This is a genomic window from Streptomyces sp. NPDC012508 (assembly GCF_042902595.1).
Classification (GTDB): Bacteria; Actinomycetota; Actinomycetes; order Streptomycetales; family Streptomycetaceae; genus Streptomyces.
The window spans coordinates 17407-34596 of record NZ_JBIBEO010000008.1 but is presented as its reverse complement, the minus strand read 5'-3'; the positions used below and the strand labels follow the sequence as shown (position 1 = coordinate 34596).

Below are 17190 nucleotides of genomic sequence, written 5' to 3'. Positions count from 1 at the left end.
TCGGCCGTTTCGCGGTCCGTGCGCCGTCCCGTCGGCCGTTCCGCGGTCCGTCCGCGTTCGGGTTCGGCCGCCCGCCTGTCCGTCCGCCCTCCGGGCGCTCGGCCGTCTCTAGCGGCGGGCCACCCACCCCTTCTCGTACGCGTGCCAGCCCAGCTGGAGCCTGGTCGTCACGCCCGCGAGTTCCATCAGGCCCTTCACGCGGCGCTGTACCGTGCGCAGGCCCAGGTCGAGCTGCTTGGCCACGCTCGCGTCCGTCATGCCGGCCAGGAGCAGCGAGAGGATCTCCAGGTCCGTCACGTCCGGACCCGCCACCTGCGTCTCCGTGATCTGCGCGCTCGCCCCGAGCCGCAGCGGCAGTGCGTCGCGCCAGACCGCCTCGAAGAGGCCCATGAGCGACTCCAGGAGCCCGCTCGCGTGCACCACGAGCGCCGCGGGCTCCGCCCCGCGGCCGGTCAGCGGGACCATCGCCAGGGCCCGGTCCGCGATCACCAGCTTCGTGGGGACCCGGTCCACCACCCGGATCTGCTCGTCACGGCCGAGCGCCGCAGACAGCTCGACGATCCCCGAGGGCAGGCTCAGCACCTCCCGCTCGACGACCACCCGGTAGGAGACGCCCCGCTCCGCCGCCAGTTCCTCCGCGTCGTTCTCCATGCCGGTGACCGCGATCGGCTTGCCCGTCACCAGCGCGCAGACCTCGTCGGTCGCGCCCAGCTGGAGCTGGAGGAAGCGGTGGGTGACGGCGCTCGCGCCGGTCACCACCTCCACCAGGTCGTGGACGGCCGGCTCCGCCGCCTCCGCCCGGTACTCCTCCGCGAGCAGCGCCGCCGCCAGCTCGGCCTGTTCCAACTCGTGCCGCTGCTGTGTCAGCAGGGCACCCAGGGCCACTCCCGGTGGCGCCGCGACCCACCGGCCCGTCCGTGCCGAGGACTGCGCGGCCAGGCCCTGCGACTCCAGGCGCCGCAGCGCCCGCTCGGTGTCCGTCTCGGGCAGGGCGAGCCGGTGCGCCAGGTCCGCGACCTCCGCCGCCCCCAGCGCGACGAGCGCGCGGTACGCCGACTCCTGCCGTTCGTCGAGACCTATCGCTCCGAGCATCGCTGTCCCACCCCTCGCCGGACGTCCTGGGACGTCCCGGACATTCCCGGGACGTTCACCGGACGCATTCGTTCCGTTGGCCCCCTGGCGGAAATCGGCCACGACGCATTCCCGCCGCACACATCATCCCTGCACCACCCTCACCTCTGCCAATGTGGCGTCACCGCAGCACCAACAGCCTCCGGGCGCAGGTCTTTTGCCTGCCTTTGGTCCGGATTCAGATGGGGAGAGCGATGCGCCCGATTTCGCGTACGGCCCTGGGGGCGGCGACCGCCGCCGTCCTGGCCGTCACCGCGGTCGCGCCGTCCTCGGCCGCCGCGCCGCAGGACGACTCGACCGGCAATCGACCGCTGGTAGGCAGCGAGGCCCAGGCCCGCGCCGGGGAGCGGGCCGCCACCGTCACGCTGGTCACGGGCGACCGGGTCGTCGTCAGCCGGGACGCGGCCGGGAACCCGGCTGCCGCCGCACTGCCCCGCGAGGACGGGACGGTGCCCTTCGTCCAGACCCGCCGCTCGGGCCAGGACCTGTACGTCTACCCCGAGGGCGCCACCGCCGCCCTCGCCGCGGGCCGTGTCGACGAGGAGCTCTTCAACGTCACCGGCCTGATCCGGCAGGGCTACGACGACGCCGGCACCAAGACGCTCCCTCTGATCGCGGTCTACGGCTCCGACCTCGCCCGCTCCGTCCCGGCCGCGCCCCGCGGAGCCAGCCGCGGCCAGGTGCTCCAGGCCGTCGACGGCGTCGCGCTCAAGGCCGACAAGAAGCAGGCCGCCGCCTTCTGGGCGGATGTGAACGCCCCCGCCGCCCGGTCGGCCTCCGGCCTGAAGAAGCTCTGGCTCGACCGCAAGGTTCAGGCCACCCTGGAGCGCTCCACCCAGCAGGTCCACGCCCCGGAGGCCTGGGCCGCCGGCTTCGACGGCAAGGGCACCAAGGTCGCCGTCCTCGACACCGGCGCCGACATCGAGCACCCCGACCTCAAGGGCCGCGTCGTCGCCTCGGAGAACTTCACCGACTCCGACAGCGCCGACGACCGCCAGGGCCATGGCACCCACACCATCTCCACCGTCGGCGGCTCCGGCGCGGCGAGCGACGGAAAGAAGAAGGGTGTCGCGCCCGGCGCGGACCTCCTCAACGGCAAGGTCCTCAACGACTCCGGCTCCGGCGCCACCTCCTGGATCATCGCCGGCATGGAGTGGGCCGTCGCGCAGGGCGCCGACGTCGTCTCCATGAGCCTCGGCAACCCCGCCGAGACCGACTGCACCGACCCGATGAGCATCGCCGCCGAGGAACTCGCCCAGAACGAGGGCACGTTGTTCGTCGTCGCCGCCGGAAACACCGGCCCCTCGCTCAACACGGTCTCCTCGCCCGGCTGCGCGTCGAGCGTCCTCACCGTCGGCGCCACCGACCGCGACGACTCCACCGCGTCCTTCTCCAGCCGCGGCCCGACGACCCTCAGCCACACCCTCAAGCCGGAGATCGCGGCGCCCGGCGTCGGTATCTCCGCCGCGGCCGCGGGCGGCCGCGGCGTCTACGCCTACCAGGGCATGTCCGGTACGTCGATGGCCGCCCCGCACGTCGCGGGCGCCGCCGCCATCGTCAAGCAGCGCCACCCCGACTGGACGGCCCAGCAGATCAAGGCCGCGCTCGTCTCCTCCGCCGAGAGCTCCGTCCCCGGCGACGTACGCGAGGTCGGCGGCGGCCGGCTCGACGTCAAGGCCGCGATCGACCAGAGGGTCCTCGGCGCCGACGCCGTCCAGGGCGGCACCTTCAACTGGCCCCAGGACACCAGCGACCGCACCTCGGTCGCCGTCCCGTACACGAACACCTCCGACAAGGCCGTCACGCTGACGCTCGCCGTCGAGAGGGTCACCGGCAACGACGGCTCGCGCGTACGGTCCTCCGTCGCCCGGCTCGGCAAGCGCACCGTCACCGTCCCGGCCGGTGCGACCGTCGAGGTCCCGCTGCACCTGGACCCGACCGCCGGTCTGGAGCGCGCCCAGTACGGTGACGTCACCGGCCGCGTCGTCGCCACCGGCCCCGGCGGCGTCCACGTCTCGACGCCGTTCTCGCTCTACGTCCAGCCCGAGACCGTCACCCTGCGGGTCAAACTGATCGACCGTCAGGGCAAGCCCGCCGCGGGCGCCTCGTCCCTCGACCTCATCGGCACCGACACCGCGAGCGGCGAGCGCCGCTTCAACGAGGGCGCCGCCGACCAGGTCTTCCAGGTCCGGCCCGGCAGCTACTTCCTCACCTCCTTCGTCACCACCCCCGACGCAGGCGAGGGCGCCACGCTGAACGACTCGCTCAGCTACCTGGCCCGCCCGCAGATCGAGGTGAAGAAGGACACCACCGTCGTCCTCGACGCCCGCAAGGCCCACAAGCTGTCGGTGCGGACCGACAAGCCCGGTGAGCAGCGCGGCACCACCCTGGCGTTCTCCCGCTCCTGGGACGACACCTGGATGCACTCCGGCTCGGCGGCCGGTACACGCTCGATCCTCGGCTACTACGCCTCCGTCGAAGGCCGCGCCGACGAGGGCGACTTCGAGTTCGGCAGTTACTGGCGCACCGCCGCCCCGCTGGTCTCCGAGCTGAAGACGGGTGACGGCACCGTCCTGCACCCGTACACGACTTCCCTCGGCTCCGACAACCTCGACGGCAACGGCTCCGCCCGGCTGGTCGACGCGGGCACCGGAACCCCCGAGGAGCTGACGGCCGCCGGCGTCCAGGGCCGCGTCGCCCTGGTCCGCATCCCCGACACCGCCAGCCTCGTGGCCACCGTCGCACGGAACGCCAAGGCCGCGGGCGCCGTCGCGGTCCTGGTGCACCGGACCTCGCCCATCCGCTGGATCCCGACCGCGGGCTTCGGGGGACCGGGTCTCCCGGTCCTCGCCATCGGCTCGGCCGAGGCCGCGGCGCTCCTGACCCAGCTCTCCGCAGGCGAGGTCACCCTCTCCTGGAAGGCCACCGCGAAGAGCCCGTACCTCTACAACCTCGCGTTCCCCGAGTCGGGTCAGGTCCGGGACGACAGGACCTACCGGGTCCGCGACGCACAGCTGGGACGTACCGAGTCCACCTACGGATCCATGGGTGTGGCCACCGACTTCATCGACAACGCGGCCGCGTACCGGCCGAACGGCACGGCCGTCTTCTTCGGCGCCGTCGAGCCGGTCCCCGCGCCGGGCACGCGGACGGAGTACTACACGCCCGGCGACACCCAGTGGGACCAGGTGCTGTCCTCCAGCTTCCCGTTCGGAGAGTTCATGATCGGGGCCAAGCACGCCTACAAGGCGGGGGAGAAGCGGACCGAGCGCTGGTACGACGGCGTCGTCGCCCCGACCGCCCCGCTCGACGCGTCAGGCGAGCCGGCCCTCGTCGCCGAGCGTCAGGGCAACCTGATCGGTTTCGCCGACTCCATGTGGGGCGACAGCACCCACTACTCCCAGCCCGGATCCTTCGGCGACATCGGCAACCTCCGGTTGAGCAGGGACGGTGAGGTGCTCGGTGAGACCGGATGGCCGTTCGGGGTCTTCGAAGTCCCGTCCGAGCGCGGCGCGTACGCGCTCGAACAGAACACCATGAAGATCGGCAGCAAGGTCTGGAACCGCTCCACATCCGTCAACTCGGTGTGGGAATTCACCTCCCAGGCCGACGAGAGCGTCTACTCTCAAGGCATCCCGATTCTCTTTCCCCGGTACACCCTTCCGGAGGACGGACTCAAGACCCTCGCCGCGACCGACGGCCAGAAGATCGGCCTCACCGCGACGGGTCACGCGGGCTACAAGTCCGCCGCTCTCACCTCGGCCAGGCTCTCGTACTCCTACGACGGAGGCACGACCTGGACGGAGGCGCAGGTCTCGAAGCAGGGCGGCGCCTGGACCGCGACCGTGAACCACGCGGGCGCGGCCGGCAAGCCGGTCACCCTGAAGACCGAACTGACGGACGCCAACGGCAACTCCGTCACCCAGACCGTGGTCCGCGCTTACGACGTGCGCTGATCACGCCGGTCCGCCGGGCGTCCTTCCCGTGGGGGGTGGGGTCGCCCGGCGGACCCCTTTTTCGTCATGTCCCGTTTTCTGCGGGCCTGTGCGGTGGACAATAAGGGCATGACTCAGCAGGGGGACAACTGGTGGGACAAGCTCTACGACGAGTCGGCGCCGGACACGGCACCGACCACGACGGGCGACACGCTCGACGACCGCTTCGACTCCGCGTCGCAGGCGACGACGGCGCCTCCGACGACGGCACCCCCGACGGCGTCGCCCCCGGCTCCGGCACCCCCCACGACGGGCGGCACGGCGGCGGTGCCGCCACGGGCTCCCTGGGAGCCGGTCGACGACCCCGGCTCCGCCCCTGAACCACGCTCCTTCCCCGCACCCCCGCCCCGCCCGCCGACGCCCCCCGCACCGACGGTGCCGGACGCGACCCCGGCCCCGTTGCCGAACGCGGCCCCGACCCCGGCCCCGGTGCCGGACGCGCCACCCGCGCCGGCGGACGGCGGCCCCGGGCCCAGTGCGCCGGAGGCGAACGCCGTTCCCGCCGTTCCCGCCGTGCCCCGTCCCCGCACCGTCCACATCGGCAACCGCCCGCCCACCTACGAGGCCGAGCCCACCGCGCTCCCCGCGGCCAGGCCCGGAGAGCTCGGAGAGCTCGTCGCCGACACCGTCCTCGACGGCGCGCGCTACGGCTCGTACACCCTGCGCGCCGCCTCCCAGCGCGGCGACTCCGCCCGCTACCGCGGCGAACCCCGCAGGGACGCCCTGCTCACCGCCCGGTTCGGCCAGGAGGAGGCCGCGCTCGTCCTCGTCGTCGTGGCGAGCGGCGCCCGCGCCGCCGAGGCCGCCCATCTCGCCGCCGCCGACGCCTGCCGCTGGATCGGCGAGGCCGTCGGCCGCAGCCACACCCGGCTCGCCGAGGACATCCGCTCCGGCCGCCGCGGCGACCTGAAGTCGGGGCTCCACCGGCTCACCGACCGTACCTACGGCAAGCTGCGTGCCCGAGCCGCCGAACTGGGCGTGGAGCCCGAGGAGTACACGGCGGGGCTGCGCTGTCTGCTGCTCTCCGCCGACCCCGCCTGCCGTACGCGCGTCTTCTTCGGGATCGGCGCGGGCGGCCTCTTCCGCCTCCGCGACGGCGCCTGGCAGGACATCGAGCCCCTGCTCCCGGAGCCCGCCGCGCTCGCCGGCGCTCCCGTCGTCGGCTTCGGCTCGCCACCCGCGGAGACGGCGGAGGGCGACCGCCAGACCATGAGACTCGGCGTCACCGGCCCCCCGGGCGCCCACTCCGCCGAGAACCCGCACCCCGCCTCCGGCTGGGGGGACCCCCGTACCGCTGCGCTCGTGCCGCCCGCCGAACCGTTCCGCTTCCGCGCCTCCGTAGCCCGTCCCGGTGACACCCTCCTCCTCGCCTCGAACGGACTCGCCGAGCCGATGCGCGGCGAACCGGCCCTCGCCAAGGAGCTCGCGGAGCGCTGGGCTGCCCCCGAGCCGCCCGGGCTCGCCGCGTTCCTCGCCGACACACAGCTGCGGGTGAAGGGGTACGCCGACGACCGTACGGGCGTGGCCGTCTGGGAGGCGTAACGGTCCGCCCCATGGGTTGATGGATCCATGGCCAAGCAGAACGTCGCAGAACAATTCGTCGACATCCTGGTCCGGGCGGGCGTCCGGCGGCTGTACGGAGTCGTCGGCGACAGCCTGAACCCCGTCGTCGACGCCATCCGCCGTACGCCCGACATCGACTGGATCCAGGTCCGGCACGAGGAGACCGCCGCCTTCGCCGCCGGAGCCGAGGCGCAGATCACCGGCCGGCTCGCGGCGTGCGCAGGCTCCTGCGGCCCGGGCAATCTGCACCTGATCAACGGCCTGTACGACGCGCACCGCTCGATGGCCCCGGTCCTGGCGCTCGCCTCGCACATCCCCTCCAGCGAGATCGGCCTCGGCTACTTCCAGGAGACCCACCCGGACCGGCTCTTCTCCGAGTGCAGCCACTACAGCGAGCTGATCTCCAACCCCCGCCAGATGCCACGGCTGCTCCAGACGGCCATTCAGCACGCCATCGGGCAGAGCGGGGTCAGCGTCGTCTCGCTGCCGGGCGACATCGCCTCCGAACCGGCCCCGGACAAGGCCTGGGAGACCGCGCTCGTCACCTCCCGGCCCACCGTCCGTCCGAGTGACGCCGAGATCACGGCCTTGGCGCGGATGGTCGACGAGGCCGAACGGGTGACGCTGTTCTGCGGCAGCGGCACCGCCGGGGCGCATGCGGAGGTGATGCAGTTCGCCGAGCGGGTGAAGGCGCCCGTCGGGCACGCGCTGCGCGGCAAGGAGTGGATCCAGTACGACAACCCGTTCGACGTCGGGATGAGCGGACTGCTCGGCTACGGAGCGGCCTACGAGGCCACCCACGAGTGCGATCTGCTGATCATGCTCGGCACGGACTTCCCGTACAACGCCTTCCTGCCGGACGACGTCAGGATCGTCCAGGTGGACGTCCGGCCCGAGCGCCTCGGCCGCCGCTCCAAGCTCGACCTGGCGGTCTGGGGCGACGTCCGGGAGACGCTGAACTGCCTCATCCCCCGCGTCCGGGCGAAGGCGGACCGCCGCTTCCTCGACAGGATGCTGAAGAAGCACGCCGATGCGCTCGAAGGCGTCGTCAAGGCGTACACCCGCAAGGTCGAGAAGCACGTCCCGATCCATCCCGAGTACGTCGCCTCGGTGCTCGACGAACTGGCCGACGACGACGCGGTGTTCACCGTCGACACGGGCATGTGCAACGTCTGGGCGGCGCGCTACGTCTCGCCCAACGGGCGCCGTCGCATCATCGGCTCCTTCTCGCACGGCTCGATGGCGAACGCCCTGCCGCAGGCCATCGGCGCGCAGTTCACGGACCGGGGCCGCCAGGTGATCTCGATGTCCGGCGACGGCGGATTCTCGATGCTGATGGGTGACTTCCTCACCCTCGTCCAGTACGACCTCCCCGTGAAGATCGTCCTGTTCAACAACTCCGCGCTCTCCATGGTGGAGCTGGAGATGCTGGTCGCCGGCCTCCCCTCGTACGGAACGACCAACCACAACCCCGACTTCGCCGCCGTCGCCCGGGCGGCGGGCGCCTACGGCATCCGCGTGGAGAAGCCCAAGCACCTCGCGGGCGCCCTGAAGGACGCCTTCAAGCACAAGGGCCCGGCGCTCGTCGACATCGTGACCGACCCCAACGCACTCTCGATCCCTCCGAAGATCAGCCGAGAGATGGTCTCCGGCTTCGCCCTCTCGGCCAGCAAGATCGTCCTCGACGGTGGCGTCGGCCGCATGCTCCAGATGGCCCGCTCGAACCTGCGCAACGTCCCCCGGCCTTAGCCGGCGGCCCTCCGTACGCGGAGTGCGGTTGTTCGGGTGATCGCTCTGTCACCCCCCGGGGTGCAACCCCGGGTCCCAGTGGGCGCACCACGGCCCGGCCTCGAGCCGGCCCCCGGGTGTGCCCACCACGCTGTGGGCCCCCAGGTATCGACAGACGGAGTGGTCGCGCATGCCTCTGATCTCCCCACGGCGCCGGACCGGGCGCATCGCCGCGGCGAGTGCCGCAGGACTCGCCCTCGTACTGAGCCTGTCCGGAGCGGCCGCCGCCGCCCCGGGCGACCTCGATCCCACGTTCAGCGGCGACGGCAAGGTCATCACCGACACCGCCGCCATCGAGGACAGCCGGGACGTGGTGATCCAGCCTGACGGCAAGATCGTCACGCTGGGCACCGGCTTCGACTTCGACGGCCCCAACGACTTCATCCTGGTGCGCTACAACGCCGACGGCACTCTGGACACCACGTTCGGTGGCGGGGACGGCATCGTTCGCACCGACTTCGGCGGTTCCACCGACGACGAGGCCCACGCCCTGACCCTGGGGGGCGGCGGGATCGTCGCCGTGGGCCGCAGCGACACCGACACGGGGCGGCCCCAGCTCGCGGTGGCCCGTTACCGCGCGGACGGCTCCCTGGACACCACCTTCGACGGCGACGGCAAGGTCGTCACCAGCTTCGGGGAGACCGTCCCCACCACCGGCAACGCGGTGATGATGGGTCTCGACGACAACATCCTCATCGGCGGCACCTTCGACGGCGACGCCATGGTGACCCGCCTCACCCCCTCCGGGGGCCTCGACATCTTCGGTGAAGACAACTCGGGCAAGGCCGTCTTCCCGTTCCCGGGCGGCAACTCGGCGATCCACGCCCTCACCGTGTCCGGCGGCGGCACGATCATCGCGGCCGGCTCCAGCCCCGCCGGATTCGGGCTCGTACGTCTCTACATGGAGTTCGGCGGTCGGGACGCGACCTTCGGTGACAACGGCCTGGTGTCCACCCCGTTCGGCAATTCGGTCGAGGGCGTGGAACTGGTGGCCGGCGGCAAGATCGTCGCCGCCGGGTCCCACGGGACCGGTGTCAACTCGCAGTTCGCCGTGGCCCGTTACGACGGGAACGGCGACCTGGACCCGACCTTCGGCGGTGACGGCACGGTGACCACCGGCTTCGGAGGCAATGGCGCCACGGGCCACGACATGGCGGTGCAGGACGACGAGAGGATCGTCGTCGCGGGCGTCGCCAACGGCGACTTCGCACTCGCCCGCTTCACCACGGCCGGGTCCCTGGACACCGACTTCGGCGGTGACGGCCGGGTGACCACCGACTTCGAGGGCAACTGGGACGAGGGCCGCGCGGTGGCCCTGCAGACCGACGGCAGGATCGTCGTCGCCGGCAACGGCAGCGACAACCACGCGGTGGCCCGCTACTCGGTCACCGGCACGCCCCCGCCGCCCAGCGTGGACCTCTCGGTGACGAAGACCGGGCCCGGCACGATCAGCATCGGTGACCAGGCCACGTACACGGTCCGGGTGACCAACAACAGCGCGACGGCGACCGCCACCGCGGTCTCGGTCTCCGACACGCTCACCGGCGGCTCCGGGACCCTGCTGTCGGCCTCGCCCAGCCAGGGCGGGCCGTGCACCGTCAACCCCACCACGATGACGTGTCCGCTGGGCAACCTGGCCCCCGGCGCCTCGGCCACCGTCACGGTGGTCGCGGAGCCGCGCGCCACCGGCACCCTGACGGACTGGGTGGCGACGGCGGCGGTCGAGACCGACCCCGTGCCCGGCAACAACAACGCCAACGCCGCCACCACGGTGAACAACGCCCGCGGCTGCACGATCATCGGCACCAGCAGCTACGAGACGCTCAACGGCACCTTCGGCAACGACGTCATCTGCGCGCTCAGCGGCAGCGACACCGTCAACGCCGGCGGCGGCAACGACACCGTGTACGCCGGACCCGGCAACGACCTGGTCAACGGAGGCAACGGCGCGGACCGCCTCATCGGCCAGAGCGGCAACGACCGCCTCAACGGCGACGCCGGCAACGACAACCTCGACACCCGCGACGGCGTCACCGGCAACGACGCCGCCTATGGCGGGACCGGCTTCGACTACTGCTCCACCGACACCGGCGACACCCGCAACAGCTGCCCTTGATGAATGCGGGCCGGTCGGTGGGGCATGCATCTCCGTGAGCCTGTTCGAGGAGATGTGTGCCGACATGTGGGTGGGGGTTATGGCCGGGGAGGCGCGACAGCCGACTCAACTGCTGAGAAAGGTGGGATGCGAGGATCTCACCGCGGTGCCGGAGGTGCGCCATGCGTTGCGCAAGATGCTGCGCACCTGGGGCGGACCGGGCGCCTCCGACGTCGCGGAGCTGCTCATCAGCGAACTCGTCACCAACGCGCTGGTCCACACCGATCACGGCGCCGTGGTCACCGCGACCGTCGTCCCGGACAACCTCCGGGTCGAGGTGCGTGACTTCGTCTCGGCCGTCCCCGAGCCGCGCGTACCGATCGCCGACGACGGTACGAACGGCAGGGGTCTGGTCCTGGTCCAGGAGCTGGCCGACTCCTGGGGCGTGGAGGCCCACGGTGTGGGCAAGGTCGTGTGGTTCGAGCTGAACGGCAGGGCGGCGTGAGTGCTCACGCCGCCCCACCGTTCGCGTCGGCGTCTTAGCCGAACTGCTGCTCCAGGTCCTTCAGTTTGCGCTCCAGCGAGTCGAGCCGGGGCAGCGTCTGGGTGTCGTCCTCGGCGGTGAGGTCCACCGTCCGTGGCTCAGTACCCTTCACGGCCTGGAGGGAGGGCCGGTGTCGAAGCGGCAGCTGTCCGGGGTCCGCTATGGCGGGCTCCGCGACGGCCGTCCCCACGGACGGCGTCGCGGAGCCCGCGCCGGAGTTCAGGGCCGGCACCTCGACCTGACGGCCCCCGCGACCCAGGCCGAAGGCCCGGTGCTGGCGGTTGATCGCCTTGATCCTGGCCCGGTCGAGCTTCTCCCGCTCGCGCCTGCGCATCCGGTTCTGTTCCTTCTCGCGCCGGTCCTCACGGACCTCGTCGACCGCCTCGTCCAGGGTCCGTACACCCTCCAGGAGCATCAGCGACCAGGCCGCGAAGGTCTCCCTGGGCGCCCTCAGCCACCGTACGATCCGGATCTGCGGCAGCGGGCGGGGCACCAGGCCCTGCTCGCGCAGTGCCGCCCGGCGGGTCTGCTTCAGGGCCCGGTCGAAGAGGACCGCTGCCGAGAGGGACATGCCCGCGAAGAACTGCGGGGCGCCCGCGTGGCCCAGACCCCGGGGAGCGTGGACCCAGTTGAACCAGGCGGCCGCGCCCGCGAACGTCCACACCAGGAGCCGCGAGCCGAGGGCCGCGTCACCGTGGCTCGCCTCGCGCACCGCGAGCACCGAGCAGAACATCGCCGCGCCGTCGAGGCCGAACGGGACGAGGTACTCCCAGCCCCCGGTGAGGTTCAGGTTCTGCCGGCCGAAGCCGACCAGGCCGTGGAAGGAGAGCGCGGCGGCCACGGCCGCGCAGCAGAAGAGCAGTACGTAGGAGGCGGTTCCGTAGATCGCTTCCTTGCGTCGGCGGCGTTCCTCACTGCGCTCCCAGGAGTCGTCCGCCGCGGCCTGGTCACCGGCGCGCTTGCCGCGCGCGAGCACCGCCACCGCCGTCAGGACTCCGGCCACCATGACGCCACCCGGAAGCAGCCAGTCCAGCGATATGTCGGTCAGTCTCATGCGGTGTCCCTTGCATCGCAGTAGGGCGTTTCGGCCGCCCATACTGGCCGACCCCGGAGGCCGCCCAAGGGGTTTCGCGGCAAGAGCACGCCAATGAGGCCGGACGGCATACGAATAGGTGCGATCTGGTCGAACGACCGCACGGAGCAAGAGAGTTGTGTTCGATTCACGTCACCCGTACGAGTGGCGTAATCCGTCAGGCGGTCAGGCGGCTTCGGTGAGCCTGCGGACCCGCTCGGCGTCACACGTACGCGGACACGTCAGACAGGTGTCCTCGGGGCGCAGCGTGTAGAAGAAGCAGCACGCCGCGCGGTCCCGGGTGATGCGGGGCGTTCCGTCGGGCGCCTCGGCGCCGGCGAGCTCGCGGAAGCCTGCGGATCCCGCGTACGGCTTGGCCGTGCCGGGCAGCAGCAGCTCCAGCTCGGCCATGGCCCGCGGTTCCTCGCCGAACAGTGCCCCGACGTACCAGAGTCCCTCGACGATCTCGTCCGTCGCCATGCCCCACAGCGCCCGCTTGCCGCGCCGCATCCGCGGCCCGAAGCCGGCCAGAACGGACTCGAAGTGCTCGGCGAGGGCGTCCCTGACCTCGGCGCGCAGCGCTTCCTCGTCCGGGACGACCCGGGCGCCGGGCAGGGCGGCGGCGGGGTCGTCGGGCAGGCAGGCGAACTCCTCGATCCGGACGGACATCCGGCCGAGGGCCCGCTGGAAGGCGACGTTCCGGACGGGCAGCCGCGGGACCCTGCGATGCAGGAACCAGGGGACGGTGACCAGGAGGCAGGCGGGCCAGGCGTACCGGTGCAGTCCGAAGCTCGCGACCACGTCGGGGCGGGCCTGCTGCCCGTAGTCACGCAGGACCTGGGCGTTGTCCCAGGCGAGGAAGGCGTCAAGGGCGGCACCGCCGGCCGCGAGCTCGTCCGCGCCGACCCAGCCGGCCCCGCGTGGCGACTGCTCGCCACTCTCCAGCTCCTCTACCCGCAGGCCGGGGAACACCTCGCCGAGGCGGGCGTACGAGGCCGCGACAGGGGAGGTGAACGGGGCGGGGAGCAGGGCGGGGAGGGCCATACGGGGACCACCGAATCGCGATCGTTAGCAGGTTAGCCTTACCTTACCCGATGCTCTCGATGTTTGAACTGCAGCCCTGTCCGCCTATGGTGCACACGGGGCCTCGGTATCGCATGCCAGGCCCGGCACGACCCCGCAGGAGGACCCGGGTGGAGCAGGGCAGAGCGCGCGAGCGGGCGGCCGACCGTCCGCTCCCGCCGCACGACGGCGCGGCACGGGTCCCGGAACAGACGCGCGGCGAGCCGGCGCGTGGTGAACACACCCACGGAGAGTTCACCCGCAGGGAGCTCACCCACGGAGAGTTCACCCACAGGGAGCCCGTCCACGGGGAGCCCACCCCCAGGGAGCTCACCCATAGGGAGCCCGTCCACGGGGAGCTCACCCGCGGCCAGCCCTCTCGCGGCGAGCAGGCCGCGCCCGGCCTCGCCACCCCCCGTACCGTCCAGCGCCACTCCGTACGGGGCCAGATCCTCCAGGCCCTGCGCACCGCCCTCGTCGGCGGCGAGCTGGTCCCCGGCGAGGTGTACTCCGCCCCCGTCCTCGCCGAGCGCTTCGGCGTCTCCGCGACCCCCGTGCGCGAGGCCATGCAGCAGCTCGCGATCGAGGGTGCGGTCGAGGTCGTGCCGAACCGCGGGTTCCGGGTCGTCGAACGCACCCCCCGCGAGCTCGCCGAGCTCGCCGAGGTCCGCGCGCTCATCGAGATCCCGATCATGCTCCGCCTCGCCCGCACGGTCCCGGCCGCCCGCTGGGCCGAGCTGCGGCCGCTCGCCGAGGCCACCGGTGCCGCCGCCGCCCGCGGCGACCGCGCCCACTACGCCGAGGCCGACCGTGCGTTCCACCGCGCCGTCCTCTCCCTCGCCGGGAACGAGCAGCTCCTCACCGTCGCCGACGATCTGCACCGCCGCTCCCAGTGGCCCCTCGTGAGCGGCCCGGTGACCCGGCACGGCGACCTCGTGGCGGACGCGGCGGAACACACCGCCCTCCTCGACGCCCTGATCGCCCAGGATGTCACCGTCGTGCAGTCACTTGTCAGAGAGCATTTCACCGGATCGGCGGAGTGACGACTAAGGTCAGTGCCGTCGGCCGGTGCCCTTGGCCCTTGCCGCCGTTGGCTGTTGCCGTCGTCCCGCCCGTAGAGCGCCGTCCGTGAGGTGTCCCATGCCGTCCGCGACTCCTTCCCCGGCACGGGGAAGGTGCCCGTGACCGGATCCGTCCGCGGAGACCGCCCCGCCGGTACGGAGGCCGAGGCGGCGGCCCTGCTCGGCTGGCTCACCGACCCGGAGGCCCCGCGCCTCTGCCTGGTCGTCGGTGGCCCCCGCCGGGGCAAGTCCGCCCTGCTCTCCTGGCTCGCCGCTCACGGGACCCGCCCCGGCGCCCGCCGCCGGCGTGCGGCGCGCGAGCTGATCCCGCTCACCGGCCAGTGCGCGCTCGGCGCCGCCTGGACGATCGCCAACCGGCTCGGTGTGGTGGCCAGGACGCCCGGCGAACTCGTCCAGGCCGTCGCCACCACCGAGGCACGGCGCGCGGCCCTCGTCCTGCCGGACCTCCACGCCGCCGCCGAGCCGGAGGCGATCGCCGAACTCATCGGGGAGCTCGCCGCGTCGGGCCGCGTCCGGCTCGTCGTGGAGACCTGTACGGGAACGCCGTCGTACGCCCTCCTCGCCGACCGCCGCGTCACGGTCGTGGACCTCGACGGGGACGTCGAGACGGCGGAGGAGGCCCACGAGGCCGCCGAGCAGGGGGAGTCGGGGCACGGGACGCCCTCGGAGCCGTACGAGGCGCGCCACGCGGTCGATCTGGCCGACCCCGTCGCCGTGTGCACGGTCGACCCGCTGCGCGTCACCACCGTGTACGCCACCGGCCCCGGCGACGACCGCGGCGGCCTGCGGTCCGCCTGGCTGCGCGCCGGCCAGTCCCTCTGCCGCGACCAGAACCCGGCGGACCGGGCCGTCGTCCTGCTCGGCGCGCTCGGCGACGGGGCGGACCCCCGGCTCCGTCCCGCGCTGCGCGCCCTCGCCGCCGACGCGCCCTGGCGGGTGCGGTGGACCCGGGTACGAGGCGACCTGACCCCGCCCTGGCCGGGGCCGGTCACGGCCCTGGGCGCGATCGGCGACCGCCTCCTCGTCGCGGGGACGACGGACGAGGTGCGGCTGCTCGACGCGGCCGACGCGACCCCCGCGGGCGAACCCCTGCGGACCCCCTCGGGCGGCCGGGTCAAGGCGCTGGCGCCCGCGCCGGACGGCACGGTGCTGCTCCTGGACGAGCGGGGCCGGCTGCAACCCGTCCCCGGGCCCGGGCCCCGGCCGCCCTATCTGGAGCGGCTCACGACGGCCGTCGCGGCGACCCTCGCCCGGCACCCGGGCAGCGCTCTCGCGGCGATCAGCGGCTCGGTGGTGGTCGGTGACCGGCTCGGCTCCGTCCACGCCTTCGGCCTGACGGGCATTCATCAGGCCGCGCTGCACAGCGGCCGCGTCACGGCCGTGACGGCGGTCGAGACGGCCACGCCGTTCCTCTGCAGCGGCGGCCTCGACGGCACGGTCCGCCGCTGGATCCCGGGCCAGGACCCCGACCCGGCACCGATCGCCGAACGCCGGGCCGCGGTCGTGTCGTTGTACGCCACCGAGACCGCCGAGGGCCCCTCGCTCGCGATCGCCTGGGCGGACGGTCTGGTCGAACTCCACGACCTCGACACCCGTTCCCGCCGTACCTTCCGCCCCGGACCGCCGGTCCGCGCGGTGGCCCTCACGCCGGACGGGGCGCTGGTGGTGGGGATGGAGGAGGGGCTGCTCTGCCTGGATCGGGGGACGGGCAGGGCGAGGTGACGGTACGTCATGTCTGTCGTGCGCTTGGCGAAGGGTGGGCGGATCCCTCTCCGCCCACCCTCTCGGTTGTTCGGACGCTCCGTCAGATCGCCGGCCGAGGCGTCAGTTGGGCCGCCAGCCAGGTCGGTACGCCGCCCAGGAGGCGGAACAGACGGGCGGCCTCCGCCCGGAGGCGGCCCGCCTCGGGCTCCGTCTCCGTGTCGGCGAGGGCCGTCAGGGCCGGGGCCGTGCCGACCAGATAGCCGAGCTCCTCACGGATGCGGAGGGACTCGGCGAAGCCGTGCCGTGCCTCCGCCAACTCGCCTTCCCGTAAAGCGAGTCCGGCGAGGTGGCGCCAGGTGGAGGAGAGCAGTAGCTCGTCCCCCTGGGCCGTCGCGCCAGCGTGGGCGCGACGGTAGGCGGCGCGGGCGGCCTGGGGCGAGTCTCCGAGGTTCTGCGCCATGAGTCCGCGCCGGTAGTCGAGCAGTGGGCGCCCTTCGCCCCCGGGGCTGATCAGCGCCGCCGCCCGCCCGAGCGCGGCGGTCGCCTCGTCGGCCCGGTCGCGGACGCCGAGCAGTGTCGACGCGTAGGCCAGATAGCCGCGTTCACACGCGGCCGCCCCTCGCTCCTCGTCCGTCTGGGCCACGGCCTCGGCCGCCCTGAGCGCCTCCTCGGCGTCCGCCCACCCCTGTTCGGTGTACAGACACCGTTCGATCAGCAGGGCCGCCCGTTCCAGCGCCGCCGCCGGTTCCGCCGCGCGGGGCGTGAGCAGGGCAGCGGCGTCCGTCCAGCAGCCGCGCGAGCGGAGACGCCATATGGCCGTCTCCATCGGGGTCGCCCCGCCGTAGCCAAGGGACGGATCGTCGCCACCCGTTGTTTCGGAACCAGACATGGCGGTGTCCGCCACATTGCCCTCCCCGAGCGCGCCATTGAGCTGTTGAGTCAGGCCCGCATCTCAGCACGAACGCGTGGCGCTGGCCAAGGGGTCAGGTGAAACTTTTCACAAGTACTGGACCTTGACCGCTATGCGGACGCGTGCGTTCGGCATGGCACGGTGGCCGATCAGCTCCGCCTGTGGCCTGCCTCCGGGCGGCGCCACGGCGCGTCGGCCGCCGCCCCGCCAGGGCCTCGGCACCTTCCGTACCGCTCGAGCCCGC

At 72.9% G+C, this 17190-nt stretch carries 11 protein-coding genes; 7 read left to right on the top strand and 4 right to left on the bottom strand.

Going from position 1 to position 17190, the window contains the following annotated elements:
- Positions 1-108 precede the first annotated feature (108 nt).
- Positions 109-1092: a helix-turn-helix domain-containing protein gene (locus ACFY8U_RS26185; protein WP_361602339.1), complete on the bottom strand. Its 984-nt coding sequence runs from the start codon at positions 1090-1092 to the stop codon at positions 109-111.
- Positions 1093-1325: 233 nt separating this feature from the next.
- Here ACFY8U_RS26185 and ACFY8U_RS26180 point away from each other — a divergent pair, with 233 nt between their 5' ends.
- The 5 genes from ACFY8U_RS26180 (at position 1326) to ACFY8U_RS26160 (ending at position 11077) form a co-directional block, all read left to right on the top strand.
- Entirely contained in the window at positions 1326-5087 is a 3762-nt protein-coding gene (locus tag ACFY8U_RS26180) for a S8 family serine peptidase (RefSeq protein ID WP_389574242.1), read from the top strand.
- 108 nt (positions 5088-5195) lie between these two features.
- Positions 5196-6668 carry a protein phosphatase 2C domain-containing protein gene (locus ACFY8U_RS26175; RefSeq protein ID WP_389574239.1) on the top strand — a complete coding sequence of 491 codons (1473 nt, stop codon included), beginning with the start codon at positions 5196-5198 and terminating at the stop codon, positions 6666-6668.
- Positions 6669-6695: 27 nt separating this feature from the next.
- Complete coding sequence (locus tag ACFY8U_RS26170; RefSeq protein ID WP_389574236.1) at positions 6696-8438, top strand: pyruvate dehydrogenase; 1743 nt, start codon at positions 6696-6698, stop codon at positions 8436-8438.
- Positions 8439-8607: 169 nt separating this feature from the next.
- Entirely contained in the window at positions 8608-10593 is a 1986-nt protein-coding gene (locus tag ACFY8U_RS26165) for a calcium-binding protein (RefSeq protein ID WP_389574229.1), read from the top strand.
- Positions 10594-10672: 79 nt separating this feature from the next.
- Entirely contained in the window at positions 10673-11077 is a 405-nt protein-coding gene (locus tag ACFY8U_RS26160; protein WP_389575015.1) for an ATP-binding protein, read from the top strand.
- Positions 11078-11111: 34 nt separating this feature from the next.
- Here ACFY8U_RS26160 and ACFY8U_RS26155 read toward each other — a convergent pair whose 3' ends face one another.
- Both ACFY8U_RS26155 and ACFY8U_RS26150 read right to left on the bottom strand, forming a co-directional pair.
- A complete protein-coding gene (locus ACFY8U_RS26155) occupies positions 11112-12170 on the bottom strand; it encodes a DUF2637 domain-containing protein (protein ID WP_361441241.1) in 1059 nt (352 codons plus the stop codon).
- A 204-nt stretch (positions 12171-12374) separates the two neighbouring features.
- On the bottom strand, positions 12375-13232 hold the full coding sequence (locus ACFY8U_RS26150; protein ID WP_389574225.1) for a (2Fe-2S)-binding protein: 858 nt from the start codon (positions 13230-13232) through the stop codon (positions 12375-12377).
- Positions 13233-13381: 149 nt separating this feature from the next.
- On the opposite strand from ACFY8U_RS26150, the gene ACFY8U_RS26145 reads away from it, so the two are divergent.
- Positions 13382-14293, top strand: a complete 912-nt coding sequence (locus tag ACFY8U_RS26145) for a GntR family transcriptional regulator (RefSeq protein WP_389574222.1) — start codon at positions 13382-13384, stop codon at positions 14291-14293.
- 138 nt (positions 14294-14431) lie between these two features.
- Positions 14432-16054 carry a WD40 repeat domain-containing protein gene (locus tag ACFY8U_RS26140; RefSeq protein WP_389574219.1) on the top strand — a complete coding sequence of 541 codons (1623 nt, stop codon included), beginning with the start codon at positions 14432-14434 and terminating at the stop codon, positions 16052-16054.
- A gap of 82 nt (positions 16055-16136) precedes the next feature.
- Here ACFY8U_RS26140 and ACFY8U_RS26135 read toward each other — a convergent pair whose 3' ends face one another.
- Positions 16137-16925, bottom strand: coding sequence for a hypothetical protein (locus ACFY8U_RS26135; RefSeq protein WP_361441253.1), 789 nt, complete (start codon positions 16923-16925; stop codon positions 16137-16139).
- Positions 16926-17190: the final 265 nt, after the last annotated feature.